Below are 26,417 nucleotides of genomic sequence, written 5' to 3'. Positions count from 1 at the left end.
AAATGCTGAGAGAGGGAGTTTCTCGTGTCAAGTAAAATGTTGGGGAAGTTAGAGACGGTCTTTTCCTACACGGCCCATTTTATCTTACAATCTTGGCCGGAAAAGCGCCCAGGCATCCTTTTCTTGACAGATTCCGGGGGCCGCGTAATCAACTTCATGGAAATGCAGGTTGGTCCATCTCGGAATTCTCAAGGGCTTACTCTGCAACACGATGTATCGATTGGCAAAGTCTTTGATTTTATTTTAGAGGCACTTTCTTCCAAAGAGATCGTAGTCAAAACGAGAAGTGAAACGAACAACGTGTGTGGAGCCTTTCCTTTGTGTGAAGAAGATGGAAGGGTTCGTGCTGTCATTGGCATGATAGCGCCCGAAGACCAAATCCATTTCGATTTGTCATCCTACATGCGCGGGCTAGAGCCCTTGATTCGCATGGGATATGATGCTTATATTCAACACGTCACGAGCCAGATTGTCATGGATTTGACGCTGCATGATACGACCAAAGAGCTGCTGCAAAGCTTGACGGGTCAGATCAGTGACATTATCCAAAAAGGCTATTGTTCGGCCGTAAAGCTCGCGGACAATGCCACGTTGATTCCGCAGGAGAGTGTAACCACGCAGGAGGCCGAAGTTGGACAAACCCATATAGCCCAACTGGTTTCGAGATTCGGTACGACACAAATCATGCCATCCATTTTGGATGACCACAGGCTTGTCGTCGTTCCTGTTTCCTTGAACCAAACGCCGCTCTACGCACTGTTTTTGCATCTGCCACCCGAAGAGACAGATTGCGTGTACGATGAGCGGGATGTTGCTTTTTTGCAGGAGGTAGGGGCGAAGGCAAGCTGTGCGCTTTGGCGTTCGATCATGTCGGACGACCTGCGCCGTGAAGCGAGCAAAAAAGATTTGTTGTATCAGTTGATGTCAAAGATTCAGGCATCGATTGATGTGAATGATGTTTTGCATGAAATCGTGACGAGCATTCCCAGCCTTTATCCGTACTTGTCGGCAGAACTTTTCCTTACGGTTGAACCCAATGCAACCACCCCGGTCAAACAGCTTTCTTTTCAAGAGGTAGAGCCGTCTACCAGTACCAAGGCCTATTTGGAAGGACGTCTCATTGCCGAAGAAGTGGGAGAAGGGGAGCAACAGGTGACGGTGATCGCAGCGCCACTCTTGGGCAAGCAAGGAATCTACGGAGTTTTGCAAGTGACGTCCGATCAGCGAATCACCTTGAATCAGCATGAAAAGGACTACATTTCGATCTTGGCGGATACTGCTGGCACTGCGTTTGAAAACGCACAGCTCTATCAGCAATCGCGTAATTTAATTCGAGAATTGCGTTTGATTAATGAGATGGCACGCCAGCTGAACAGAAGTCTTGATTTAAAGGAAATTCTCGATTTTGTTACGACGATGATGCGGGCTACCTTTGATGCGGAGTTTTGTGCCATCTTGCGAAAAGCGCCGGGAGAGGATTGCTTTGATGTGCTCTCTTCCTCCATTCCAGCGTTTAATGGCATGGCTATCGATTCTACAGAAAAGCCATTTCAGCAAATCTTGCAAAGCAAGCAGGCATTGTTGCTGGCTCAACCAGGGGCAGGACCGCTTCCTTTTTCGCTCTTTTCGTGCTGTTCCTTCATGGGAGTTCCGCTCGTTGTCGAGGGTGAGATTAGTGGAGTCCTTTTAGTCGCAGATTCCCGTTATCATTTTTTTAGTTTTGACGACTACAAACTCCTCGAAATATTTGGTCAGCATGCGAGCTTGGCAATGACCAACGCCGTCCTGCATAATGAAATGGAACGAATGGTCATTACGGATAATTTGACAGGTCTGTACACGAGAAGACATTTGAATGAACGAGTAAGAGGATCATTACAAAAAGACAACTATGGCTCGTTGATCTTGATCGATATTGATTATTTTAAAACCGTGAATGATACATTTGGCCATCAGGTAGGGGACGAGGTGCTGATTCAGGTCTCCAATCTGATTCGACATAGCATCCGAGACAGTGATATCGCGGCAAGATGGGGCGGAGAGGAACTCGCTGTTTATTTGCCGCGTGTGGACAAAAACACCGCGCATTCCGTGGCAGAGCGCATACGGGAATGCGTCGAGCAGCAAACGTCTCCACAGGTCACGATCTCGTGCGGACTAGCGAAATGGAGCAGGGAGATGGATGTAAACCTGAGTGTAGAAGCGCTGTTCCATCAAGCAGATATTGCTTTGTATGAAGCCAAAAATTCAGGTAGAAATCAAGTTGTTCTCGCCTAGAGCCAAAACAATGGCTCTTTTCTCTTTTCGGAAAAAAAGGCAAAAAACTTGAGAGGTAGATAAAAAATGACAACGAATGATGGCAAGCAAAGGATCGCGACGCAAGTAGCACCTGATATTTTTTGTCTGGAAATACCTACGCCTTTTGATGTGGGGGCAGTAAACGTCTACTTGCTAAAAGGGGAGCGCTTGACCTTAGTTGATGTAGGTCCATTGACCGACGATGCGTGGGCGGCCTTGACAGAAGGCTTAGAATCGATTGGGGTAAGCGTGCAAGATATCGATCAAGTCATACTGACGCATCATCATGTGGATCATTGCGGGCAGTTAGAAAAAGTACGGGAACGATCGGGAGCGAAGACATTTGCCCATCCGCAGGCAACGCCTTATGTACAGCAGGATGAGCAGTTTATGACTTTTCATGATCAGTTTTTCGAAGAGCTGTACATCCAGAGTGGTGTACCAGAAAAAATGATGGTCATTATCTCGAAATTTCACAAGCTGATGAAGACGTTTTCTGCGCCAAGCCAGATTGACGTCCATCTGAAGCATGAGCAAAAGGTACCGTACTTGGAGGACTGGCAGGTACTGTATACGCCGGGACACAGCCAAAGCCATCTGTCGTTGTATCGGGCAAAGGATCAAGTCATGATTGGTGGCGACCATATCATCAAGCGAATTTCATCCAATGCCTTCATTGAACCACCCCGGAATCGCACGAGTACAAGACCACTGACCTTGATCCAATACCGTACAGCGCTGCAAATGTGTGCGGACATGGAGATCAGACAAGTCCTGAGTGGACACGGTGAACCGGTTTACAACCATCGAGAGCTCATACTTGCTCGTCTGCAAAAGAACTGGGAGAGAACAGACACGCTTCGCAGGCTTCTTGCAGATGGAGAAAAGACAGCTTTTGAACTGAATGCTCTCTTATTTCCAGGCTTGTACCAAAAAGAATTGCCATTGACGCTATCCGAGACATTGGGGCACATCGATTTGTTGATGATTCTCCATCAGATTGAAGTGAGAGAGCAGGATCGAGTCTTGTATTACCACCTGTAAAACCTGATCGTCCAAGAGAGGCTTGCAAATAGAATAAGCCTATTCCTCCCCGGAAACGCTAAAAGGGACTATTACCCTGGGACCCCACATGAGGCTGACCTAGGGTAGCTGAGGGAGGGTAGCATCTATGCAGAAGTATTGGCCCATTTGCGTAATGGCTCTTGTATGTACAGTTGTTGTAGGTGGCTGTAATCAAATGAATGTGAAGCAGGATGCGAATACAATGTTTGAGCAGGTGCGTGACAAGTTCGATGCGCAGAAATCGTATGCGTTCTACGGCCAAACCAAGCTGTTGACGGCAAATAGTGCCAATGCGAACATGGTTAACTTTTCGGGCAGAAAGGATGGAGAGGCTGTTTACATGAACGTGAAGCTCTCTGTCCCAGAAGAAAACAGAGTGGACAACTTATCCTTGCTCAGCCAAGGGGACAAGCTGTATACCAAGCATGGACAAAACGAAGGCTGGAAGCATGTCGCAGGGGATAGTCCGGCCCTGCATCAAGAAATGAACAACTGGAACCCCATCGCTTCGTTTCAGCAAATCAACGATATGAAACAAAACGTCCGGATGCTGCCAGATGAGAATCCAAAAGACGATTTTGAGGCGCTCGGAGTCGTATTGGATTCTGCCAAACTAAAGAGCTGGCTTGTTGCCCAAATGCAAGAACAAACAAAGTCGGGAGCAAAAGTCCAATCGATAGCAGGGCGAGAGAAACCCTACATACCGAAGCTAAAGCTAGCGATGTCACTCTCGGAAGGCAATTGGAGAGGGACGCCTACACAACATTCCGGACCCACGATTCAATCCAAGAAGAAGGTGGACGTAAACGAGCTCGTGAACCAGATGGAAGTGGAGGCAGAGTACACGATTCACTATAATAAAAAAACGATGCTCCCCACGAATATGACGATGTCCATTCGATCCTCGTACGATTTGAACGATCAGCGTGTAAAAGAGCATACGCAAGTAGAAACGTATTTGCAGCAATATGGAGCAGTTGCCCCCATCACAGCTCCATCGAAAAAAAGCAAATAGGGAGTAAGAGTAATCAAGTGAGACGTTCCTCTTGCAAAACAGACAGGAGCGTCTTTTTTCTGTCAGGGAAAATTGAAAAGATGAGGTAACGCGCTCGATGCTTTTTACGTACTTCTTATGTGGAAGAAATTCTATGCGATAGCGGTTTTTTTCGATGGAATCAGCATTACGAGCAGGATACTGGAAAACATTGTCGAACATACAACAAGACTATCTTTTTTCGTCGAATAATCTGTACAATGGGAAAGATGCCTGATGGATCAGACGAAAATGCGTATTTTATCCGCAGCAGCGAAGCTTTTTGATGTTCATGGCTACAAAGGAACCTCCGTAAGACAAATTGCCTCTGTTGCTCAAGTAAATTCCGCGCTGATTTCCTATCACTTTGAAGGGAAGCAAGGAGTCCTGGAGACGCTGATTGCTTCTTACTTTGAGACGTTGTTTCGCCTTTTGGAAGAACTGGGAAACGAGCAGGAAAACATCCCTGCCTATCAACGATTGGAACAAGTTGTGCAGCTGTATTTGCAATTTCAATGTGAGCATGCGCCTATCACGCGTTTGATTCACCGGGAGTTGAGCGTAGAATCCATGCTTGCTCGTGAAGTGATGACGCTATATATGAGTCGATGGAAGCACGGGCTTTCGCGTGTGATCGAGGGCGGTGTCGTCTCGGGTGAGTTTTTGCCCGTCTCTATTGATCGTACAGTACTGGCTATGACGAGCCAGATGATATATCCATTTTTGCAACCACAAATGGTTCGCCAGGTCTATGATCTGGAGCCATCTTCCGAGGAGTTCGTCCAATGGCTGCAAACCTCGATTATGTGTTATCTGCGAGGTTCTTTGCTGCCCGCTTAGGCGTGGCCTCTCCCAATGAATGATTTTAGTAAGGGGATGTATGACAAGTGAAACGAAAACTATTCATGCTCTGTTTGGCAGGCATGTTGTTATATACGAATCCGGCTTATGCGACGCCGTTTCCAGACAAAAAAGACGAAGTTGTTCAGGACGCTGACAACTATTTGAAAAAAGAAGACAGGACCGCCTTTGCAAATTCATTGAACGGCATACCGGGCAGCTACAAAGTCGTCGTAGTGGAAAGCACGGCACCAGAAGCTGAATCTCCAGATATCTACGCACAAAAGCTGTTTGACAATTACAATTTGGCCGACGATGCCTTGATGATCGTACTCGACATAAACACCGAGCAGTTGGGGATTTACGCCGGTCCTTCTTTGCAGGCAAAAGGTGCCACGATGGCATTGCTGCATGACAAGATTGCGTCTTTCTATGAACCATTCCGTACACAAAAGCAGTATTTGACCGGGATTCAGACGTTAATTGCGGAAGTAAACCAAGAGCTTAGCCGCATCGAAAGCAAGCAAGCAACAGCAAATCCGGGTGCGACCGACGCTAGTAAAGCGGAAGAGAGCGAAAGCAGTAGCGCACTCGGAGGTATTCCATGGTGGATTTATCTGGTTGGGGCTGTATTTGCTGGGCTATCGATCGGCTTGATTTACGCGATGATTAGACGCCGGGCTATTTTTGCCCAAGTAGACGATGTAGAGGATTGGAAGGAAGAGCTCGTTGAGAAGATCAATGTCATCGAGGTGGAAAAACCGCTTCGCCGTTCCAGCGGCATGACAGAAGTCCGTTACCACCACTTGGCTGACAAAAAAGAAAATCTGTTGCGCATTCGCATCCCTGATGTGGAAATGATGATCCTCGATGCGGAAGAGGCTTGCGATCGCTTCCGTTTTACGTTGGCACTTGGCATGCTGAATGAGGCGAGAGAGGCTATTTCCAAAATTGAGGAAGAGCTGAATGAGCTAAAAACAGACACCTCCAAAGTGGCAGTTACCAAGCAAGAAAACAAGGTTGTTGTTCCTGAGATCGGAAAGCAAGTGGAGCAGATGGAACGACGCTTGTCCGATTTGCGTCTGGAGTACGGATTGTCTTTTCATGAATTGAAAGCATCGCTCGATGAAGTAGACACGATGCGAAAACTCGTGAAAACTGCGCGGACGGCAGGGGACGACATCGCAGCTTACGAAACCACACAAAAAGCGCAGCAAGTGCTAGAGCAGGTAGGACAAGCGATGGAGCTCATTCCAAAGCTTGTGCAACGCGTGAAAAAGGAAATGCCGGAAGAATTCAAGCATCTGGAGGAAGGAATTGAGCAGGCCGTTCGTGACGGCTTTGATTTAAAGCAGGATTCCTTGGACAATGCCCTCTTGCAGGCGAAGCAATTGGTCATGTCCGCGAAGAGCGCTTTGGAAGAGGGCAGCCTGGAAATGGTATTGACCCATGTCAAAGCGTTCGAAGTCCTCCTTGATGCGACGTATCAAGCGATAGAAGATGGCGTTCTTGCTCGTGATGAAGCAGCAGCGACTGTATATGCAGAAGCTGAACCGCAAATAGAAATGAATCAAAGCAAAGATGAGACAGAATTTGTGCAGGAAGAAAAGAGAGCAGAAGCAGGAGAGGTGGAACAGGATAATTCGCTACAGCAAGTAGCGGCGACATCCGCGGCTGTGGAGCCGGAGATTCGTACACCTGAGCCGACTCCAGCTAGCGAGATCGAGCATTCTACCAGTGAGGCAGATTCTGTAAAGCCGACTCCTTTCCAGCAGACGAAAGTGGAAGAAGAGCGAACGGTGCGAGGCAAATCCTCAGAGCTGAGTGAAGCTGAACGTTCCGTTTTGTTACAAGCGATTCCTCAGCTTTTCAATAAAAAAGCACAAAAGTCTGCTCCAACAGTCAAAGCTGAGGAGCCTGTTTACGAAGAAGAAGAAGAGTATGAACTGGTCATGCCGAAGAGTCAGCCTGAACAAGAAGAGATGATTCCGGAAGAAGAAGAGCAAACGTATTTGGTCATCGAAACGGAAGACGATGCGCTGGATGAACTGGAGCGAATTTCTAACACATTAGTCCGCGTGCGTCAGCACATCAAGCGGAGCTACTTGCCGGGGATTCCGGATCAATTGAAATACATGTTTGAAGAAGTCGTGCAAACGTTGGGCCGCGTGCAAACGATCATGGAGCAATACCGCTATGATCTGGAAGAGGTGGCTATGCTGGTTCAGGACGCAAGTGATTTGGTCGGCGAAACAGAGCGGATGGCAGAACGCATTATTACAACTTGTCAGATGGCAGAGGGTGCCATTCAGTATACCAACCGTTATCGCCGACAAAATCGCCAGGTCAATGAGTTGTTGACGAAGGCAGAGATATCATTTCGACAACTGGCTTTCGCAGAAGCCTATCAGCTTGCGGAGGAGGCCCGTCTGGTAATCGAAGGCGCACCAGCCGAAGAGGACAACCGTTGGCTTCTGCGTCGCAAGAAAAAGGGATGAGTCCGATGCTGATCTTTCCTCTCTTCTTACTGGCAGTTGGCATTCTCATCATGGTACAGCCGCGGACAAAACGTTGGCAATCGCGGATGAATGCTTATTTTCAAGGAGACGAAAGGCGCGTCAAGCAGCGTGCCAACACGTTTTTTCTGTTGGGCCTAGCCTTTTTGTTCGCTGGATTTGCGTATTTGTTCCGCCTTGTCGGATAAACCAATAACTACGAATAAAGCACCTGCTATGAAAAGATGGACTTGCCGTCTTTTGTAGCAGGTGCTTTTTGTTGGACAAAAAAAGAAGCATCGCTCACGCAGGCGATGCCCCATCTAGGAAGATAAAGGGAGTAAGGTCTGTTAAACCAGCACATTACAACTAGGGGGGAGTAATGTGCTGATTTCTCTTTTCATGAAAAGAGAACCTGATTCATAGTTTCCCCAATCCCTCTTGATCTAAACGTCATTCTCGTAAAAAAATTCGAATGCTTCCTGCGCACTATGCGTACCCGCAGAATAGCCAGACGAAAAGGCAATGGTGATGTTGTAGCCACCGGTATGGGCGTGGACGTCCATGACCTCGCCAGCAAAATACAACCCATCCATGAGCTTGGATCTCATCGAGCGAGGATCGATCTCTTTTACACTCACACCGCCACCTGTAATGAACGCTTCCTCAAGAGAGAGCGTCCCCGTAATGGTGAGTGGAAAAGCTTTGATCAAGCTCGTGAACTTGCTCCACTCTTGTTTCTTCATATGGCTGTAGGTCGTTTCATCCGAAATTCCTGCCATCGCAAGCAACAGTGGGATAATCCGTTCGGGGAGGAAGCCTTTGATTGCATTTTTTACTGCCTTTTTTGGTTGCTCCTCGATCAGCTGCCAGCTTTCCGACATGATTTCTTCGGCCGTTTTGTCAGGCATGAGATCGATCGTCAGAGAAAGAGGAACCGCTCCGTATTTTCGTTGAGACACAGAGACATAATGTCCCATGCGCAGGGAAGCGGGGCCTGATATTCCGAAGTGAGTGAAGATCATATCGCCTTCCTGGGTGTTAATCTTTTTCCCATTGGGTGCATACAACGTCATCGTAATATCACGCAGCGACAGACCCTGGATCGATTTATCGCGAATAAAAGAGTCATTGGCTGTAAGCGGTACTTCAGTAGGATACAGCTCTGTGATCGTATGCCCGGCTGCTTTCGCCCATGCATAGCCATCGCCTGTAGACCCTGTCTGTGGTACAGAACAGCCTCCGACGGCAATAATCACACAAGGCGCGGTAATTTTCTCACCGGATTGGAGCATGATACCACCGACTCTGCCTTCCGAATAGATAACTTCTTTTACAGCGGCATTTAAATGAATGGTAGCACCTTGGCGCTTCAACAAATCAATCAAGGCTTGGGCGACTGTCACCGCTTTATCTGTGACGGGAAACATGCGGCCCCGATCCTCTTCTTTTAACGCGACACCCATCTCCTCAAAAAACTGGATAATCTCTCGGTTGCCGAATTGGGTGAGAGCACTGTACATGAAGCGGCCATTTCCCGGCATTTGTTTGATTAATTCATCTTGTTCCTTGGCATTGGTTACATTGCAGCGACCACCGCCAGATATGATGAGCTTTCGTCCGAGCTTTGAGCCTTTTTCCACGAGACAGACTCTGGCACCTTGGCCAGAAGCGGCAATAGCGGACATCAGCCCAGAGGGACCGCCGCCTATGATGATGACGTCATAATTGTATTGTGATCGGTTCATTTCATTCTCGTCCTTTGTTGTTTAGGGTTGGGCAACACCCATTTTACCACATACCGCCCACCCGGCGCGCAATTCCAGCTAGGATAGAGAGGACGAGGCACCTAAAATATCAGTCAACGGCTGCTTTTCTAAGACGTAATGAACGGTGGATTGACCACGGAGGATATTCGTGACGACATATCCTTTGGCAAAATAGGCCATGAACAATTCCCGCGTCATCTCTCGCCACAAGGAAGCGACGGCCATATCTGCCCGTTTAACATCCTGGAAGAAGGCAGGGACAGGCAGTAGCACCACAGGTTCTTCGCGTGACAAATCGATTTTGATAGGATGAGGAATATCATCCTTGATTTCTAGATGCAACAGGTCTGGCGCCTGTTCAAAAGAGGGAGTAGGGGTGTTCCCTGCCTGACGCGATTCCACACGATCGCTTCCGATCATCCATTCAACGAGGAAACGGTCTGTCGGCAGTCCTCGATTGAAGTCGTCATCGAGCTGTCCATAGCAGTTTGGCAAGTAAGTGCGAACGATTCCGCCAAGCTTGGCGATGTTCAGAACACCGTTTACAGTTTCAAGCGGATCATACGTCCATGTAATTTTGGAATAGCCTGCTGCTGCCGCTTCTTCTTTTTGCAGCCATTTCATTTGTACACCTAACCCTTGCTTGCGATACTCTGGCAAAAAGCCGAGCATATGCGAACAAAGATGGGGTTCTCCGTTGGTGAAGCCCGGGAAGCTGTACAAAAAGCCGATCATTTTCTCGTCATCGAATGCCCCTAAAAACAGACCGCCAAACTTTTGCATGGTGAGTGTCATATGGTGGGGAATAGCACTAGAAGGGTCCCATATTTTCCCCTCCATTTCTTCTAATTGCTCAATCTCACTGAATTCGGCCAACTTTCGTAACGTGATTGCCATCTGCTTTTTCCTCCTCAAACGATTCGTGTTTTTTCTTCATTCGGGACAAGAACTTGCATTCCTGCTTGGGAATAGTTGCGTCTGAATTCTCCCTCGCGGATAATAGAGAAGGATAACAGGCATGAAACTAGGGTCGAGGAGGATTTTTGGCGATGGAAAATAAATTTCAAGTTGAACTGTGGAACCGTTTGACGCAGGCACCAGGAGCGCCTGGCTTCGAAGGTCCGGTACGCGAGATTATGCGGGAATACATAAGCAGCTATACGAGTGAACTCATGTACGACAATTTGGGCAGTATTTTTGGCGTTATGCGTGGTGACGAGAACGGTCCGAAAATTATGGTAGCGGGTCACATGGACGAAGTCGGCTTCATGGTCACCCGAATTTCTGATAAGGGATTTATTTCATTTCAGACGTTGGGAGGCTGGTGGGGGCAGGTCCTGCTCGCTCAACGTGTACAAATTATTACGGACAATGGACCAGTCGAAGGCGTAATCAGCTCGATCCCGCCGCATGTCTTGAGCGAAGATCAGCGCAATCGCCCGATGGATGTACGTAACATGTACATTGATATCGGCGTGGATTCACGTGAGGAAGCCGAACAGATAGGAATACGGGCTGGCCAGCAAATTGTACCGGTTTGCCCGCTGCAGGCCATGGCTAATCCGCGCCGCATCATGGCGAAAGCATGGGATAATCGCTATGGTTGCAGTTTGGCAGTGGAGCTCGCAAAAGAGCTGCACGAAAAACCCAATCATCCGAATGTGGTCTATGTCGGGGCCACTGTACAGGAAGAATTGTCAGGGCAGCGCGGTGCGAAAACTGCCGCTGCGTCCATTGATCCGGATTTGTTCTTGGCTTTGGATGCGAGTCCAGCCACAGACATACCAGGTGTAAGAGACGATGGCGGCAAGCTCGGCGGTGGACTTTTGATGCGCATCTACGATCCGATGTACGTCATGCCGGTAGGATTGCGTGAGCTTCTCATCTCCACGTGCGAAGAAGAGAACATTCCATACCAGATTTATGTGGCAAAGGGCGGGACGGATGCAGGTGTCGTTCAGTACCATGGCAAGGGAGTGCCATCTGCCGTCATTGGAATTCCTTCCCGTTACATTCACAGCCATGCTTCGATCATTGATCGTGAGGATTACGAGGCAGCCAAGCGTCTCTTGTTCAGTGTCATTCGCAAGCTGGACAAGGCAACGTGGGAATCCATTTTGCCTAGATAAATGGTCTCGAGAATATTGTTGAGTGAGTAGAAAGCGGAGGAGTGCTTTTGAACGCGATCATATTGTATACACGGCGTCAGGGCGAAGCTACGTCCTTTGAATTTAATGTGTTTGACAATCAATTTGCTACGGAGAATCTGGCAGTGCGCAAGGTGTTGATGGCCATGCTTGCAGCCGTTTCCAACAAATTGACCGATCTGGAAGTGGAGTACAACGACAGCATACTGGTGGAAAAGGTCGGGGCGAAGCGTGCCGGGGAGCTGCTTCGTTTTCTCGGGGCAACCAAAGAGAACATGCGGGAAAATCTGAGCAATGGTGTAGTCGTCAGCCGGACCTTTCAAGCGCCTTTTACAGAGGAGCGCTATGAATATTTTTACAACTTGACGGACATCGCACAGCTGTCCCACTATCGCTTGAAAGAGGGCAAAGAAGATCGCATCGTGTTTTATTTCACACGCTATCTCCAACTGATTGCGCCTGATGAAAAGTCTCGCCAAGCATTTTTGGACGGATTGGAAGCATTTTCCTTGCCGTACAAGCTCGTACCGATTCCGTAAAGGAAACGAAAAAAGTCATTTTGCCCTTGCATGAAGGCGCAAAATGACTTTTTTTATGGATTGCCTGAGGATTAGGTGGAAGGACGGTTTGGCCCCTCCAGTTTTTTGTCTCCATAGCCCGGCGCATCGTTTTGAACGTTTTTGGGCTGGCGATTGCGTTCGTCTGGTCGATTTTGCTGTATAGAGGAATCCTTGCTTTGCTTGGTCATATAATTACCCCTTTCTCAGAGCCATGGTTGCCAAGGCGAATTTGTTTTTTGGCGAATGCGGGAGGATACATGGTCCTCCAGTTGGATGAATAGGGAGGTGAGCGGCACGCGCCTGAGCACTTCTATTTGCTTTTCGGGTTGATGCTGTGCGTGTTCCTCTGCGTTCATGTGGCTCCTTCCTTTCTGCGATTTTTTAAGGGAGAGTCAAGTGCAGCGTTTTTGTGGCGAGGAATGGCGTATAGGGTAAACAGACCAAGAACAGCCGCCAAAAACAGCGTAATCACTCCATATCCGATCCACGGATAATTGCTGCCGACCCCCCCTAGTTTTTCAACCATCGCTCCACCCAGCCCCGTCCCGAGAGCCGTCCCAAGACCAGATACGAAATTGGAAAAGCCAAAGTACGCCCCCAGCCAGTCTTCCTTTGCGAAATGAGTGACAAGACTGTCCAGCATCGGCATAAACAGCATCTCACCCAAAATGAAAAGAATCGCAGCACCGGACAGTGTGAGGAAGTGGTTCGCCCATCCCATGAGCGTAAGCCCTGCTCCCAACAAGATCGTTCCCATCGTGACAGAGAAATACGGATTGATGCGCTGTAGAACAAAGCGTGAGATAAACCCTTGCAAGACGACGACACTGAGCGAGTTGATCGTCCAAATGAGGCCAATCATCGTAGCGGAATGCAGGACATGCTCTCCCCGCAACGGCAGAATCATGGCGAATTGCGCGTAAAGCGCCCAGATCAGAAGCGAGATCGCGGAAAAGAACAGAAAACTGCGATGGGTCAAGATGTGACGATACTCCTTGATCGGTGTTTGCTCGCAATCTGTTCCCACACAGCGATCATCGGGAAGGATGAAGCGAGAAAAAACAGCAAGTGCTCCGTATACAAAGGCAGCTACGAGAAACGGCTGTTTCCCACCCGCAGTCATCCACGTAATGACCAAGCCAGCGACAATGATCCCGCTATGAGCGAGTATCCCTCTCCACGAGAAGGCAGCGGTTCTTTGGCTCTCATCCACTTCATCCGCGATCATGGCTTTAATGGTAGGAGCGAGCAGGCCAAGACCCAAGCCGTTGACAGAGGAGAATAACAAGAAGAAACCATAGGAATGGCTGAAGTGATAGCCTGCCATGGCACATCCTTGAAGGAATGCCCCCAAGGCTAGGATGGAGCGTTTGCCCCAGCGATCTGACATCAAGCCGCCTGCCAAGCTTCCGATTTGGTATGTGATGCTTCCCGCTGCCAAAATGATGCCGACTTGGGAGAGAGAAAGAACCCGTACCTTTTGCAAAAAGACTGGGAAGACGGGAATGACCAGATAAGAGGCCATGTGCATGAAAAAGATGACGATCAGTAACAGCAAGTAAGGCTTGTTGCGTAACAGAGATCCAGTAGAGGCTGTCATGTTTGGCTCCTCTTTGAGTCATTCCTCTCTAGTATGAGTGGAAAAGGATTGTCACTATGCAAAAAATATAGGCCAGCACACAAAAACGATATGAAGGCAGGCAAGCGTCCAATCCAACAGGCGTGGAACCACATATACCTATAGGGAAAGGTACCATGGGCGGTATGGAATGGTGCGAGGAGCACGGCAGGATGAAGGGGGGATCTGACGTGAGAGGATTTGGTTTCTTCAACGAGGAAGGTTTCGAAGTGATCATCTGGATCATCGTGATCATTTTTCTCCTCGCCATATTTTTTGACGAAGGGATAGATTAAGATGAGTGCATATCGACCGGTTCGGCAATTGAATCACTATTACAAATCAAACGACGCTTTCAAGAAATGGATTCGTGCCAATGAGCAATGGTTCAAGCAAAATCCAGAGGTTTTTAACCAGATGCTGCGCAATCCGAAAATGGTCAACTTGTTTACGGATCTCATGATCATGAACTCGCCGCGCATAGAAAAGAGACTGAGAAAATGGAGAAGGAATCGACGCTGATCGATCCGGCATGCTGCCAAATATAGCATGCCGCTTTTTATTTGGAACGCTGACGAGTCCTGTTATAAAACCGGGCTGGCGAGCGTAGGGATAAGCATACGCTGCTTGTTCGAAGAGAGGATGAAGCGCAACATGGCACAAGTCATTTTGACGTTTTTCGTGGCTTATGGCATTGTGGTTGGCGGTGCTCTTTCAGGTGGGGTGGGCGCATTTCTCACAGAAAAGCCTCCGCTGTTATCCATGGCCCAATTGGTTGACCAGCTCAAAATATGGGGATTGGTTGGGGCATTGGGAGGAACTTTTGATTCGTTTTTGCAGATTGAAAAAATATTGATGGGAAATTTGACGCCTGTCTTTAAACAGCTCGTCATGATCGTGGTCGCATTCTTGGGTGCCCATATCGGGACGATTTGCGTGCATTGGCTGGTACAGGTGCGCTCATGAAGGTGACTCTTTGGAAACGTTACCTCGCTCTATTGCTAATGGGGTGCATGTTGGGCGGAACCGTGATTTTATTTACATACGGACGCGAAATGGAACAGATGATGCTGATCAAAAAAAGCCTGGAGCTGCAAAACAAAAAACTGTACGAGGAAAATCTGGAGCTGAAGCAAAATCAGCGGGTCTATCGCAAAAAGCAAGAGACGGTCATCGAAGACGTACGCGCCACTGTGCTCACAGCGGATCAAAAGCAGCCGCTTCATGCCACCATAGTGGTACAAGTAGTCGATCGGGTGGAGAAGGATCTCGCTTCGTTGAAAGGGAAGAAGGTTGAGCAGGTTGCGGAGGTTCATCAGGTCTTGCATGAAATGCTGCGACGCCGCGAATATATTTTGTCTGATCGAACGACAGTGGAGGTACGAATCAAAACGGTCGTGATCAGTAGAACGCTGCATGTGTTCGTGACAGCGGACGTTATCCCCGATGATGTTTGGCAAAAGATTGCACGAAACTTTCTATTTCTTCCGCCGTATATTTCAATATAGAATATCTGATAGCCAGATCATGTAAGTCTGGGTCGGTATAAAGGAGAGGCGAACACATGTCCATGTTCAAAAAATTATTGGCTAGTGTAGGTATTGGCTCTGCGCAAGTAGATGCACGTCTTGAGCAGGATTCACTCATTCCCGGAGATATGGTCAGAGGTGAGGTCCATATCAAGGGTGGAGATGTGGCCCAGGAAATCGACGAAATCTACATGTATGTCGTCACACACTATGAAAGAGAAATCAACGACACCAAGACGAAGGAAGAATGCACACTTGTAAAATATCGTCTGTCTGAGCGGGTACAATTGAAGCCGAAAGAAGAAACCGTTCTGCCATTCGCTTTTCAATTGCCATATGAGACGCCATTGACGATGGGGCGTCAACCTGTTTACCTACGGACAGGTCTCGATATTAAAAATGCGATTGACCCGGGGGATTCCGATTTCATCGAGGTTCGCCCACATCCGTTAATGTCCAAAGTGTTGGATGCTGTTCAACAGATCGGATTCCAGCTGTATAAGGTAGACTGCGAATACAATCGCCACCTTGGTCGCAATCATCCGTTTGTACAGGAATTTGAATTCCGTCCGACAGGGCCATACCGCAGCCAATTGGAGGAGCTCGAAGTAGTCTTCTACCTTCGCGATGGCGAATTGGAAGTTTTACTGGAACTGGATAAACGTGCGCGAGGCTTCATGGGAGCATTTGAAGAAGCATTTAATCTCGATGAACGCTATATCCGCTTCCGCTTAACGAATGCAGACGTGAACAAACATACGCATGTCATTGCCGAAGCGATTGAAGCGCTCATTAAGCAGCAGCTTCGCTAGAGAATGATACAAAAAAGGCCTGACGGAGTGAAATGACTACTCTGTCAGCCTTTTTTCTTTATGGTGGTCTTAATCATCGCCAACCCCTACGATAGACAACAGAACGAACAAAACGAGAACCAGCGCAATCCCATTAAAGCCACCACCGTTAAAAAAGCTCATCGATTTTCCTCCCAGCCGCAAGTTGTAGTCAATTCCCTATAGGATAGTCACTGATCTATGAATCGGTGTCGAGGCTTCTACCTAAATTCCTGTACACAACTTTCTTTTTAATTTTTCGATTTGCATGTATAGGGCTGGATTTTTCTGACAATACTGTGAGCATGAAGAATCCAGAGGAGGATATTATTATGAATTTGTTAGAAAAAACGAGAAAAATTAATGTGATGCTTCAAAAAACAATGGGTGGCAGCGGAGTAGGCTTCCAAGATCTTGCAAGGCTTTTATCTGAAGTGATTTCTGCAAATGTTTATATCATTACCGCAGATGGCTCGATCCTGGGAAGTGGAATGAATCAGGAGATTTCCCTGCAAGAAGAAGGTCGTTCATCCACGCAGCTGCAGGAAGGTGTGCATCAGAAGCTGCTGGAAGTTACACAAACTTTGGCGAACGAGCCGATTACCAGTCCATACAGCCTGGTTCCAAAAGAGATGAATTCGCTCTTCCCGCAAATGATGACGACGATTGTTCCCATCAATGCAGGGGGAAGCCGCCTTGGCACACTTGTCCTGCTGCGGGCTTACGGTCAGTTTGAAACAGAGGATCTGATTTTGGGCGAGATCGGTGCGACTGTGATCGGAATGAAAATCGTTCGTCAGCGCACAGAACAGATTGAAAATGAAGTGCGCGACAAAACATTTGCCAAAATCGCACTCTCTTCGTTGTCCTACAGTGAACAGATCGCGATTGAAAAAATTATGGAGCAATTGGATGCACGCGAGGGTTTGCTAGTAGCTAGTCAGCTGGCAGATCAAGCAGGTCTGACACGTTCTGTCATCGTGAACGCTCTTCGCAAGCTGGCAAGCGCGGGTGTGCTGGAATCCCGTTCGTTAGGGATGAAGGGTACATATATCAAAGTGCTGAATGACAAGTTCCCATCTGAATTGGCAAAATGGAAAACCTCATAAATGGCACGAACTACGAGAGAAGCTCTCCCTGTACGGGGAGGGCTTTTATTTATGAATCAACGAGTATAGCAGAATAGATAAAACGTTCATGATTTAGCGATTGAATAAATGATTTTCTTCCCTTTATAATGTCCACAAAGGTTGAAACTTCAAAAAAATCAAAATTTAAAGTTCATACTTCAAAATCGAATGGAGGGTTTATGAATGAAGGTGATTATTGGTGGGATTGCGCATGAAACGAATACGTTTTCCAATGTGCCCACGACGCTTGAGATGTTTCAAAGCTACGAGTGGGATTATCATGAAACGATTGTGAATCGCAATCGGGGCGTTCGCAACTTTCCGGGAGGGATGGTGGATCGCGCCGAAGAGCTGGGCATCGAGCTACTGCCGACCTTTTTCACCTTTACGTATCCAGCGGGGACGATTTTGCGAGAAGCGTATGACCGTATTAAAAAAGAGCTTCTTGACACGATTGCCGCGACGGAAGGTGCAGACGCCATTTGTCTGGGACTGCACGGAGCGGGGGTCGTAGAAGGAATGGATGACCTGGAGGGCGACCTTCTGGCATCAGTGCGTCAGTTGGTCGGTTATGACATTCCCTTAATTGTTACGCTCGACCTCCATGCAAACATGACACAAAAAATGGTGGATGAGGCCGATGCGCTCCTGGGTGTTCACCTCTACCCGCATGTGGATTGCTATGAACGCGGAATCGAAGCGATCGATCTGGCACACAAGATGGTTACGGAAGGAATTAAGCCGACCATGCATTTGACCCGACTGCCACTATTGATTCCAACTTCAGCTACTCATCATTCCCCGGCACGCGAAATAAACGAAGCCTGCTGGGCGTGGGAAAAGGAAGAAGGCGTCATCGACTGTGCATTCTTCCACGGATTTCCGTATACGGACATTCCTCAGCTGGGCGTCTCCGTATTGAGCGTTACGAATAACGATCAGGAGCTCGCCAAAAAAGTGAGCGAGGATGTCGCCAGTCTGATTTGGGAAAAGCGGGATGAATTCGAGCTGAACATGCCCGCTCCTGCCGAGGGAATTGCGTTGGCACTGGAAACGGAAGGCATGCCCATCGTAATCAATGAGACCTCAGATAATCCAGGCGGAGGCACACCCGGAGACGGAACACATTTGCTGCGGGCGATGCTGGAAGCCAAGCTGACAAATGCATGCTTTGGTTTTATTTACGATCCCGAAGTGGTCCAGATTGCCCATCAGGCTGGGGTAGGCAGTACCATTCAACTATCTCTTGGTGGAAAGACAGACTACTTGCATGGAGAACCACTTGAAGTAACAGCCTATGTCAAAGCTTTGACAGATGGAAAATTCATTGCGACGACGCCGATGGGGCAAGGGGGTCATGAGAATTTTGGCAAATCCGTTCGCTTGCAAATTGACGGGGTTGACGTCCTGGTTTGCTCCGTGAAATCGCAAGTGCTGGATGAGCAAATTTTTCTGTTGCACGGAATTGACGTGACCAAATACAAGATCGTGGCCTTGAAATCAAGCACACATTTCCGGGCAGCATTCGAACCAATCAGCGCACGCGTCATTACTGTTGATTCGCCGGGATTAACGACGCTCAACTTCCGCTTCTTCAAATACGAGCGCGCCATTCGTCCGATTTATCCGTTAGACCCAGCCACAGAGTGGAACCGACATCAATTGACAAGGAAGTAGATGATCATGGAATCCGTACAGGAGCGCATTCGCAAGCATTATCCGGAATTGACCAATCAACAAAAACTCGCAGCCAAATACATTCTCGCCGAACCGAAGACCGTTGCCTTGCAACCAGCCAAGATTGTCGGGGCATTGAGCGGCACAAGCGAAACGACGATCATCCGACTATCCTACGCTCTCGCCTACTCCGGGTACAGCGAATTGCAAAATGAGATTCGCAGCTCCTTATTGGAAAAAGTCCCAAAAGCTGATGCCATCCACAGTTTTCGAACAGCGGCTGTGGAGATGAAGGGGAAGCAAGACCTGATTTCTTATAACATGGAGCAAGATGTTGCGTATATTCGGCAAACGTTAGGGGAACTGCAAAAGGACCAACTTTTGCAAGCGGTTTCAAGTATTATGGCAGCCAAACACATTCTCGTTGTAGGGTTTCGCAGCTCCTATGCTCCGGCCCATTGGCTCGCCTTTACACTGAATGTCGTCAGAGGAAACGCGCATCTGTACAATGGGCCAGTTGATGACGTCAATTATCTGTTGACCCAGATCAATCAGGAGTGGCTCGTGATCGCACTCTCCTTCCCCCGCTATACGAGTGAAACGATCCTGTTTGCAAAAGCAGCCAAAGAGAGAGGCGCCACAATCATCGGGATTACAGACGATGAGCTATCTCCGATTGGGCCGGTAGCCGACCAAATTTTGAAAGTCAGCGCACCTGCTCCTACTGCCTTAAAAGGAATGACGGCGATCTTTTCCATGCTGAATATTTTGATCAGTGGTGTGGTCCAGGCTGATGGCGAACAGGTACAACAAAGACTGAAAGAATACGAAGAGACAAGTCGACAAATATACCCGTTTGTGGAAGGGACCGAAGTGTAACGGCAATTGATAAGGGGGATGCGACATGAAAATTCACAAGTGGAAGCAAGGGGCCTTGCGTGTATTTGTGGCAACGGCGTTGATTGCAGGCTGTTCCTCACAACCGAGCAATCAAGCGGGAAATGACACGTCGGCCAAAGGTAACACATTAGTCATCGCTTCCTTGACGGACCCAGACTCGCTTGATATGCACAAAACGAGCTGGCTGAGCATGGAAAACAGTTTAATATACGAGCCTCTGTTGACCCGCGATGCAACAGGCAAACTCCATCCGGGTTTGGCAGAGAAGTACGAGATCTCCCAGGACGGCAAGATTTGGACATTTACCCTCCGCAAAGATGTCCGCTATCACTCTGGCGATCCAATGACGGCAGCATCCGTAAAAGATTCCTTTGAACGTTTGCTTGCCATTTCGCCTGTGAAGGGGCTTACAGGTCCGATTGAAAAGGTGGAAGCAACAGACGAGCACACGCTCAAGGTGCATTTTAGCCAACCGTTTGCCCCTTTTGTGAACGTCATTGTCGGTGGATTAGTCTCGCCTCTTGACGCTAAAAAGGCAAAAGAATTAGGGGATGGCTTCTCAGATAACCCGTCTGCAACGGGGCCGATCATCTTTGACAAACGCGAGCGGGGTGCCTCACTCACCTACAAGAAAAATCCTGATTATAACTGGGGACCGGAGTACGCTGCCAACAAAGGTCCTCTGCAGATGGACAGCATTATGTTCCGGCTTATGAAAGACGACGATACGCGACTGATGGAATTCAAAAAAGGTACGGTCCATGTGTTGTATGATGCGCCGCCGAACTCGGTTGCGGAGCTTGAGACACTGCCCGGAGTCAAGATTGAGAAAGTGATGGACATTGGAAACAAATACATCGCTTTTAACAATAAGCACCCGTTGTTTTCAGATGTCCGTCTGCGAAAAGCAGTAGCCCTCTCCGTAGATCGCGATCCAATAGTTCAGGTAGCGTTGAACGGCTTCGGCAAGCCGGTCTATGGTCCATTGGCACCCACGATTTATGGCTACAGTGAAGCGATTGAAAGCAAGGCGAAGCAGTTGTATTCGAAAGATTTAGGCAAAGCCAAGCAGTTGCTGGCGGAAGCGGGCTGGACGGACAGTAATGGGGATGGCATCGTAGATAAGGACGGAAAACCGTTGTCTGTAGAAATGCTTGTCTCTCAAGAGCCAGCGTTTCAGCGTGCGGTGCAGATTTTGCAGAGCCAGCTGAAAGAAGCAGGTATTGATATGAAAATCAGCGTGCAAGAAATGATGACGATCAAAGATCGCATTTCGAAAAAGTCGTATGACATGGCTTTGATGTACTACGGCTGGTTTGATGCTGATATCTTGTACCTCATCTTTGAAAAGAGCAATTCAACAAGTCGTACTCAATACAACAGCCCTGAGTTGGATGCTTTACTGAACAAAGGACGTTTGGAAATGAATGAGCAGGCGCGTCTCAAGGTTTACGAAGATGCACAGGAGATATTGCTAAATGATTTGCCGTGGGTCCCTTTGTGGGTAAGCGAGACGGTAATCGCCACACGCGGCGTCAAAGGCTTTACGGTCAATCCGTACACGCAAGGCGTTACCTTGCATGATGTCACGCTCGAAAAATAGACAGCGGAGGTGAAGGCATGCGCCGATATGTCATAAAAAGATTACTTTCCCTGGTGGGTACACTGCTTGGCGTATCCGTCCTGATCTTCTTGATGGTACACCTCATTCCGGGCGATCCCGCAACACAAATACTCGGACAGTTTGCAACACCAGAGGCCATCAGTCAATTGAGAGCGAAGCTCGGTCTTGATCAACCACTGTGGCAGCAATACATGCGATTTGTCGGAAACCTGTTCGCTGGCGATTTGGGAACATCGTTATTTACTGGCGAAAAGGTATGGGATCAGATTATGAACCGTTTCCCGATCACCATGCAGCTTGCCATTCTTAGTGTAATCATTGCTGCAATATTCGGTATCTTGTTGGGCACGATTGCTGCCGTCAAGCAAAACACCATCATCGATCGGCTTGTGGTGCTTACCTCCTTACTCGGTATTTCGGCACCCGGCTTCTGGATTGCCTTGTTTCTCATCTGGATTTTTGCTTACAAGCTGGCCTTGTTTCCGATTTCCGGCTATGAAGGGATTCACTCCTTGCTGCTGCCAGCGATCACCTTGGGGATGGCGGAAGCGGGAATGATCGCCCGAATGACCCGCTCCAGCATGCTGGAGATCATCAAGCAGGATTACATGCGGACAGCAGAGGCCAAGGGGGCGGCGCTTTTCCGAGTCATTTTGAGCCACGGTTTACCGAACGCCATTATTCCTGTTATCACGATGTTAGGCTTGCAGTTTGGTTCGCTTCTGGCTGGAGCTGTGGTCGTGGAAACCGTATTTACTCTGCAAGGGATCGGCAGCCTGGCGATTGAGGCGATCAGTAAACGGGATATGCCGACCATACAGGGCATGGTATTTTTCATGGCGTTGATTTTTGCCTTAACCAATTTGATCGTGGATCTCATTTACAGCCGAATTGATCCGCGAATCCATTTCGACTAAGGAAGGAGCGGATGGATGGTGAACAGTAATCGTCCGGAGTCGTATTGGGGAGGGATGGGCAAACGGCTGAAACGCAATAAGACAGCAATGGCGGGTGTGGTCATCCTGATCGTCTTTACACTGGGATCGCTTCTTGCTCCAGTCATTGCCCCTCATCCTGTCGAACAAATGAATTTTAACAGCCGATTAAGCGCTCCGAGTCTGACTCATCTTCTCGGAACGGATGATTTTGGCAGAGATATTTTTTCCCGTTTGTTGCACGGGGGGCGAATTTCCTTGCTGATGGGCTTGATAACGGTTGTGCTTTCTACCTTGATAGGTGTAACGCTCGGTATTATCGCTGGTTATTATCGGCGCGTGGATCTGTTTATCATGCAGGGCATGGATATTCTCATGTCACTTCCTGCACTGCTTCTGGCGATCGCAGTCATTGCAGTCTTGGGTCCAGGTTTAACAAATGCCATGATCGCGGTAGTCATTGCCGTTATTCCGTCTTATGTGCGGGTCGTTCGCTCTGCGGTCTTATCCATAAGGGAAAAAGAGTACATTGAAGCTGTTCGCGCTCTCGGGATCAGAGACTGGCAGATTTTGTTGAAGCATGTTTTACCCAATATTCTCTCCCCGATCATCGTGCTTTCCACGATTCAATTCGGTGTGAGTATTTTGGCGGCGGCGGCCTTGAGCTTTCTCGGACTGGGTGCGCAACCGCCGATGCCAGAGTGGGGAGCCATGGTTTTTGTCGGCAAGGCATTCTTGAGTCAGGCCTGGTGGATGTCCATTTTTCCTGGATTGGCCATCATGCTGGTTGTCCTTGGCTTCAATCTGTTAGGTGACGGATTACGGGATGCATTTGACCCGAAAACGAGGTAATGGATGAAGGGGGCACGAGCTGATGAAAGAGGTACTCTTGGAAGTAAATGATTTACGCTTGCAGTTTAAGACGGATAAGGGAGAGCTGCCAGCGCTGCAAGGCATTTCTTTTCAACTGAAGAAAGGCGAGACGGTAGCGTTGGTAGGCGAGTCTGGCTGTGGAAAAAGCGTGACGTCCTTGGCGATCATGGGACTCTTGTCCCGGGCGAATGCGCAGATGGAGGGAAGCATTCGGTTTCGTGACACCTTACTGAACCAATTGAGTAGCAGTGAACTTCGCAACATTCGCGGAAAAGATATCGCGATGATTTTCCAGGAACCGATGACGTCACTCAATCCGGTTCACACGATTGGCCGACAGTTAGAGGAAGTGTATCAGCTCCATACCGATTTATCGAAAAAAGAACGCCAAGCAAAAGCGATTGAGATGCTCAAAAAAGTGGGTGTGCCGAGGGCAGAAGACATCATGCGGGAATATCCTCATCAGCTATCAGGTGGAATGAAGCAGCGTGTCATGATTGCGATGGCGATGGCTTGCAACCCGGATTTATTGATCGCGGACGAGCCGACGACCGCACTGGATGTGACCATTCAAGCGCAAATTTTGGAACTGATGAACGATCTGAAGGAGAACGATCATACCTCCTTGCTGCTCATTACGCATGACTTGGGAGTCGTGGCTGAAATGGCTGATCGTGTACTTGTCATGTACTACGGGGAGATCGTCGAGGAAGCTGACGTTGCCAGTTTGTTTTCGCATCCGAAACATCCGTATACGATTGGGCTTTTACGCTGCATCCCCGATCTGGATGAGGAGGAGAAGCTGCGCCTCGATCCGATTGAAGGCAGTGTCCCACTATTAGGTGAAGTGACACAAGGGTGTGCATTTCGCTTCCGCTGCTCGCAGGCCGAGGAGCGATGTCACCAAGAAAAACCGCCGCTGACGGCAACGGGCACAGGCACACAGGCCGTTCGATGCTGGCTGTACGAGAACAAGGAGATGGCGGTATGAGCGATATCTTGTTATCGGTAAACGATTTAAAGACGTATTTTCCCATTAGCAAAGGACTGTTTCGCAATAGCGACGAAATGATTAAGGCAGTCGACGGGGTTTCTTTCCAGTTGCGAAAAGGCGAAACGCTTGGGCTGGTAGGAGAGAGCGGTTGTGGCAAGTCTACGACTGGTCGCAGCATCATGCGACTTATTGAGCCGACAGGTGGAACGATTGAATTTGAGGGACAAAACATTTCGAATATGTCGGCTGCACGTTTTCGGCCACTCCGCAAACGAATGCAAATCGTGTTTCAGGACCCGTATGCGTCGTTAAATCCACGGATGACCGTCCAAGGGGCTTTGGAGGAAGCGTTAGGCGTCAAAGCCCCGCAGCTGTCTGCGAAAGAAAGGCGCGATCAAGTAAGAGAACTGCTTCAGATGGTCGGACTGAATGCTCAATACGCTACTCGCTTTCCCCATGAGTTTAGCGGAGGGCAGCGGCAGCGGATCGGGATCGCTCGTGCACTAGCGGTGGAACCTTCCTTGATCGTAGCAGATGAGCCGGTTTCAGCATTAGACGTCTCCATTCAGGCACAGATCGTGAATCTTTTGCAGGATTTGCAGCAACGTCTAGGCTTGAGCTATCTGTTTATTTCGCACGATCTAGGTGTCGTTCGCCACATCAGCGACCGAATTGCGGTGATGTATCTCGGAAGAATCGTCGAAATCGCCAGCAAAAAAGATTTGTTTACGCGCCCGTTGCATCCGTACACCGAAGCGCTCATGTCAGCGGTACCCAAAGCCAATCCGTTTCGGAAGAAGGAGCGCATTGTTCTTTCCGGGGATGTTCCCTCGCCAGCAAATGTTCCAGTTGGGTGTGCGTTTCATACCAGATGCTCGTATGCTACGGACATTTGCCGCACGGTGCGTCCTGCCGCTACACAAGCTTCGCCACAGCATTATGTCGCTTGTCATTTATATGGAACAGAAGGGATGAAGTACATTGAAAATCGAACGAATTGAATTGCAGCAGCTGCACATGCCACTTCGTTTCCGTTTCGAAACGAGTTTTGGACATACGACCATCAAGGAGCTTATTTTGGTCAGTGTGTATGGAGAGGGAGAGGTAGGGCACGCGGAAAGTGTGGCGATGTCGGCTCCTTATTATAGTGAAGAAACGACAGAGACTGTATGGCACATGATGGAACGGTTTATGATTCCGAAGCTGTTCGCAAGTGAGATCGAGACACCAGAGGATGTGGATCGGCTGTTTGCCCCGATTCGCCGCAATAACATGGCGAAGGCTGCTTTAGAAGGAGCGATCTGGGATCTCTACAGCAAGCAAAAAGGAATCTCTCTCGCCAAAGCATTAGGTGGTGAGAAATCTGTCATCGACGTCGGAATCAGTATCGGTATCGAACCGACTGTCGATCAGGTTTTGGCAAAAGTAGAGCGCCATCTCGGTGAGGGCTACAAGAAGATCAAGGTAAAGATCAAGCCTGGCTTTGACGTAGAGGTGATTCGAGCAATCCGCGAACGCTTTGGCGAGGGTGTCCCGTTGATGGCAGATGCGAACTCCGCTTACACAATGGAGCATTTGGATGTGATGAAGGAGCTGGATCAATATGGGCTAATGATGATCGAACAGCCACTCGCCCATGACGACATTATTGATCATGCCAAGCTGCAAAGGGAGCTGTCCACTCCAATCTGTCTCGATGAAAGTATTCACAATGTAGATGATGCCAGAAAAGCGATAGAGTTAGGCAGCTGCGGCATTATTAATATCAAAGTGGGGAGGGTCGGAGGACTAACAGAGTCCAAACGCATTCACGACTTATGTCAGGCACACGACATTCCGGTTTGGTGCGGAGGCATGATTGAGTCGGGTGTCGGCCGTGCACACAACATTGCGATTACTGCTTTGCCGAACTTTACGATCCCCGGTGATACAGCCGCCTCCAGCCGTTACTGGGAGGAAGACATCGTGGAGAATGGTGTAGAGCTGATGGCCCCCGGTCAATTGGCAGTTCCAGATAGCCCAGGCATCGGTTATACCCTGAACCAAAAGGCGATCGGCAACTATGTGATTCGCACGGCAAACTTCCGGCCTTAAACCAAA

The 26,417-nt window shown here is 48.6% G+C and carries 26 protein-coding genes; 21 read left to right on the top strand and 5 right to left on the bottom strand.

All coding sequences use genetic code 11. From position 1 onward, the window contains the following. The first annotated feature begins 36 nt into the window (after positions 1-36). From FB479_RS16475 to FB479_RS16445, 6 genes are all read left to right on the top strand, one after another. Entirely contained in the window at positions 37-2,277 is a 2,241-nt protein-coding gene (locus FB479_RS16475; RefSeq protein ID WP_142066289.1) for a sensor domain-containing diguanylate cyclase, read from the top strand. 66 nt (positions 2,278-2,343) lie between these two features. Then, entirely contained in the window at positions 2,344-3,342 is a 999-nt protein-coding gene (locus tag FB479_RS16470) for an MBL fold metallo-hydrolase (protein WP_142066018.1), read from the top strand. 127 nt (positions 3,343-3,469) lie between these two features. Then, positions 3,470-4,378 carry a hypothetical protein gene (locus FB479_RS16465; RefSeq protein WP_142066017.1) on the top strand — a complete coding sequence of 303 codons (909 nt, stop codon included), beginning with the start codon at positions 3,470-3,472 and terminating at the stop codon, positions 4,376-4,378. Between the two features lie 255 nt (positions 4,379-4,633). Next, positions 4,634-5,236: a forespore capture DNA-binding protein RefZ gene (gene refZ / locus FB479_RS16455; protein ID WP_142066016.1), complete on the top strand. Its 603-nt coding sequence runs from the start codon at positions 4,634-4,636 to the stop codon at positions 5,234-5,236. A 47-nt stretch (positions 5,237-5,283) separates the two neighbouring features. Further along, on the top strand, positions 5,284-7,734 hold the full coding sequence (locus FB479_RS16450) for a septation ring formation regulator EzrA (RefSeq protein WP_142066015.1): 2,451 nt from the start codon (positions 5,284-5,286) through the stop codon (positions 7,732-7,734). Then, positions 7,731-7,940, top strand: coding sequence for a hypothetical protein (locus FB479_RS16445; protein WP_106654618.1), 210 nt, complete (start codon positions 7,731-7,733; stop codon positions 7,938-7,940). The genes FB479_RS16450 and FB479_RS16445 overlap by 4 nt, the downstream gene beginning before the upstream one ends. Before the next feature lie 237 nt (positions 7,941-8,177). On the opposite strand, the gene FB479_RS16440 is transcribed toward FB479_RS16445, so the two are convergent. Further along, positions 8,178-9,479, bottom strand: a complete 1,302-nt coding sequence (locus tag FB479_RS16440) for a BaiN/RdsA family NAD(P)/FAD-dependent oxidoreductase (protein ID WP_142066014.1) — start codon at positions 9,477-9,479, stop codon at positions 8,178-8,180. Positions 9,480-9,557: 78 nt separating this feature from the next. Then, a complete protein-coding gene (locus FB479_RS16435) occupies positions 9,558-10,397 on the bottom strand; it encodes a GNAT family N-acetyltransferase (RefSeq protein ID WP_142066013.1) in 840 nt (279 codons plus the stop codon). 152 nt (positions 10,398-10,549) lie between these two features. Here FB479_RS16435 and FB479_RS16430 point away from each other — a divergent pair, with 152 nt between their 5' ends. Both FB479_RS16430 and FB479_RS16425 read left to right on the top strand, forming a co-directional pair. Further along, complete coding sequence (locus tag FB479_RS16430; protein WP_142066012.1) at positions 10,550-11,629, top strand: M42 family metallopeptidase; 1,080 nt, start codon at positions 10,550-10,552, stop codon at positions 11,627-11,629. Positions 11,630-11,670: 41 nt separating this feature from the next. After that, positions 11,671-12,186, top strand: a complete 516-nt coding sequence (locus FB479_RS16425; protein ID WP_142066011.1) for a hypothetical protein — start codon at positions 11,671-11,673, stop codon at positions 12,184-12,186. A gap of 71 nt (positions 12,187-12,257) precedes the next feature. Here FB479_RS16425 and FB479_RS30535 read toward each other — a convergent pair whose 3' ends face one another. The 3 genes from FB479_RS30535 to FB479_RS16420 are packed head-to-tail and all read right to left on the bottom strand — an operon-like array spanning position 12,258 to position 13,807. Next, complete coding sequence (locus tag FB479_RS30535; protein ID WP_185746382.1) at positions 12,258-12,395, bottom strand: hypothetical protein; 138 nt, start codon at positions 12,393-12,395, stop codon at positions 12,258-12,260. Positions 12,396-12,410: 15 nt separating this feature from the next. Next, on the bottom strand, positions 12,411-12,563 hold the full coding sequence (locus FB479_RS30530) for a hypothetical protein (RefSeq protein WP_185746381.1): 153 nt from the start codon (positions 12,561-12,563) through the stop codon (positions 12,411-12,413). Continuing rightward, entirely contained in the window at positions 12,560-13,807 is a 1,248-nt protein-coding gene (locus FB479_RS16420) for an MFS transporter (protein ID WP_142066010.1), read from the bottom strand. Before FB479_RS16420 ends, FB479_RS30530 begins: the two co-directional genes overlap by 4 nt. Positions 13,808-14,122: 315 nt before the next feature. On the opposite strand from FB479_RS16420, the gene FB479_RS16410 reads away from it, so the two are divergent. From FB479_RS16410 to menC, 13 genes are all read left to right on the top strand, one after another. Continuing rightward, positions 14,123-14,347 (top strand): hypothetical protein, encoded by a 225-nt coding sequence (locus tag FB479_RS16410; protein ID WP_106654585.1) that lies wholly within the window; start codon positions 14,123-14,125, stop codon positions 14,345-14,347. Positions 14,348-14,479: 132 nt separating this feature from the next. Next, positions 14,480-14,791 (top strand): YtrH family sporulation protein, encoded by a 312-nt coding sequence (locus tag FB479_RS16405; protein WP_142066009.1) that lies wholly within the window; start codon positions 14,480-14,482, stop codon positions 14,789-14,791. Then, positions 14,788-15,333 carry a sporulation membrane protein YtrI gene (locus FB479_RS16400; RefSeq protein WP_142066008.1) on the top strand — a complete coding sequence of 182 codons (546 nt, stop codon included), beginning with the start codon at positions 14,788-14,790 and terminating at the stop codon, positions 15,331-15,333. Before FB479_RS16405 ends, FB479_RS16400 begins: the two co-directional genes overlap by 4 nt. A gap of 56 nt (positions 15,334-15,389) precedes the next feature. Next, complete coding sequence (locus FB479_RS16395) at positions 15,390-16,166, top strand: sporulation protein (RefSeq protein WP_106654587.1); 777 nt, start codon at positions 15,390-15,392, stop codon at positions 16,164-16,166. A gap of 350 nt (positions 16,167-16,516) precedes the next feature. Next, a complete protein-coding gene (gene codY, locus FB479_RS16385; protein ID WP_142066007.1) occupies positions 16,517-17,293 on the top strand; it encodes a GTP-sensing pleiotropic transcriptional regulator CodY in 777 nt (258 codons plus the stop codon). Between the two features lie 204 nt (positions 17,294-17,497). Continuing rightward, the gene (locus FB479_RS16380) at positions 17,498-18,991 is read left to right on the top strand and encodes a M81 family metallopeptidase (protein ID WP_142066006.1); all 1,494 of its coding nucleotides are present in this window, start codon (positions 17,498-17,500) and stop codon (positions 18,989-18,991) included. Then, positions 18,992-19,870, top strand: coding sequence for a MurR/RpiR family transcriptional regulator (locus FB479_RS16375; protein ID WP_106654590.1), 879 nt, complete (start codon positions 18,992-18,994; stop codon positions 19,868-19,870). Between the two features lie 25 nt (positions 19,871-19,895). Further along, positions 19,896-21,494 carry an ABC transporter substrate-binding protein gene (locus tag FB479_RS16370; RefSeq protein WP_142066005.1) on the top strand — a complete coding sequence of 533 codons (1,599 nt, stop codon included), beginning with the start codon at positions 19,896-19,898 and terminating at the stop codon, positions 21,492-21,494. A gap of 17 nt (positions 21,495-21,511) precedes the next feature. Beyond that, on the top strand, positions 21,512-22,432 hold the full coding sequence (locus FB479_RS16365; protein ID WP_142066004.1) for an ABC transporter permease: 921 nt from the start codon (positions 21,512-21,514) through the stop codon (positions 22,430-22,432). 15 nt (positions 22,433-22,447) lie between these two features. Beyond that, positions 22,448-23,302 carry an ABC transporter permease gene (locus FB479_RS16360; protein WP_106654593.1) on the top strand — a complete coding sequence of 285 codons (855 nt, stop codon included), beginning with the start codon at positions 22,448-22,450 and terminating at the stop codon, positions 23,300-23,302. A gap of 22 nt (positions 23,303-23,324) precedes the next feature. Further along, entirely contained in the window at positions 23,325-24,314 is a 990-nt protein-coding gene (locus FB479_RS16355; RefSeq protein ID WP_142066003.1) for an ABC transporter ATP-binding protein, read from the top strand. Continuing rightward, positions 24,311-25,318, top strand: coding sequence for an ABC transporter ATP-binding protein (locus FB479_RS16350; RefSeq protein ID WP_142066002.1), 1,008 nt, complete (start codon positions 24,311-24,313; stop codon positions 25,316-25,318). The genes FB479_RS16355 and FB479_RS16350 overlap by 4 nt, the downstream gene beginning before the upstream one ends. Then, a complete protein-coding gene (gene menC, locus FB479_RS16345; RefSeq protein WP_106654596.1) occupies positions 25,299-26,411 on the top strand; it encodes an o-succinylbenzoate synthase in 1,113 nt (370 codons plus the stop codon). The genes FB479_RS16350 and menC overlap by 20 nt, the downstream gene beginning before the upstream one ends. Positions 26,412-26,417: the final 6 nt, after the last annotated feature.

This window comes from Brevibacillus sp. AG162 (assembly GCF_006715575.1).
Taxonomy (GTDB): Bacteria; Bacillota; Bacilli; order Brevibacillales; family Brevibacillaceae; genus Brevibacillus; species Brevibacillus brevis.
This window is presented reverse-complemented; position numbering and strand designations above follow the sequence as displayed.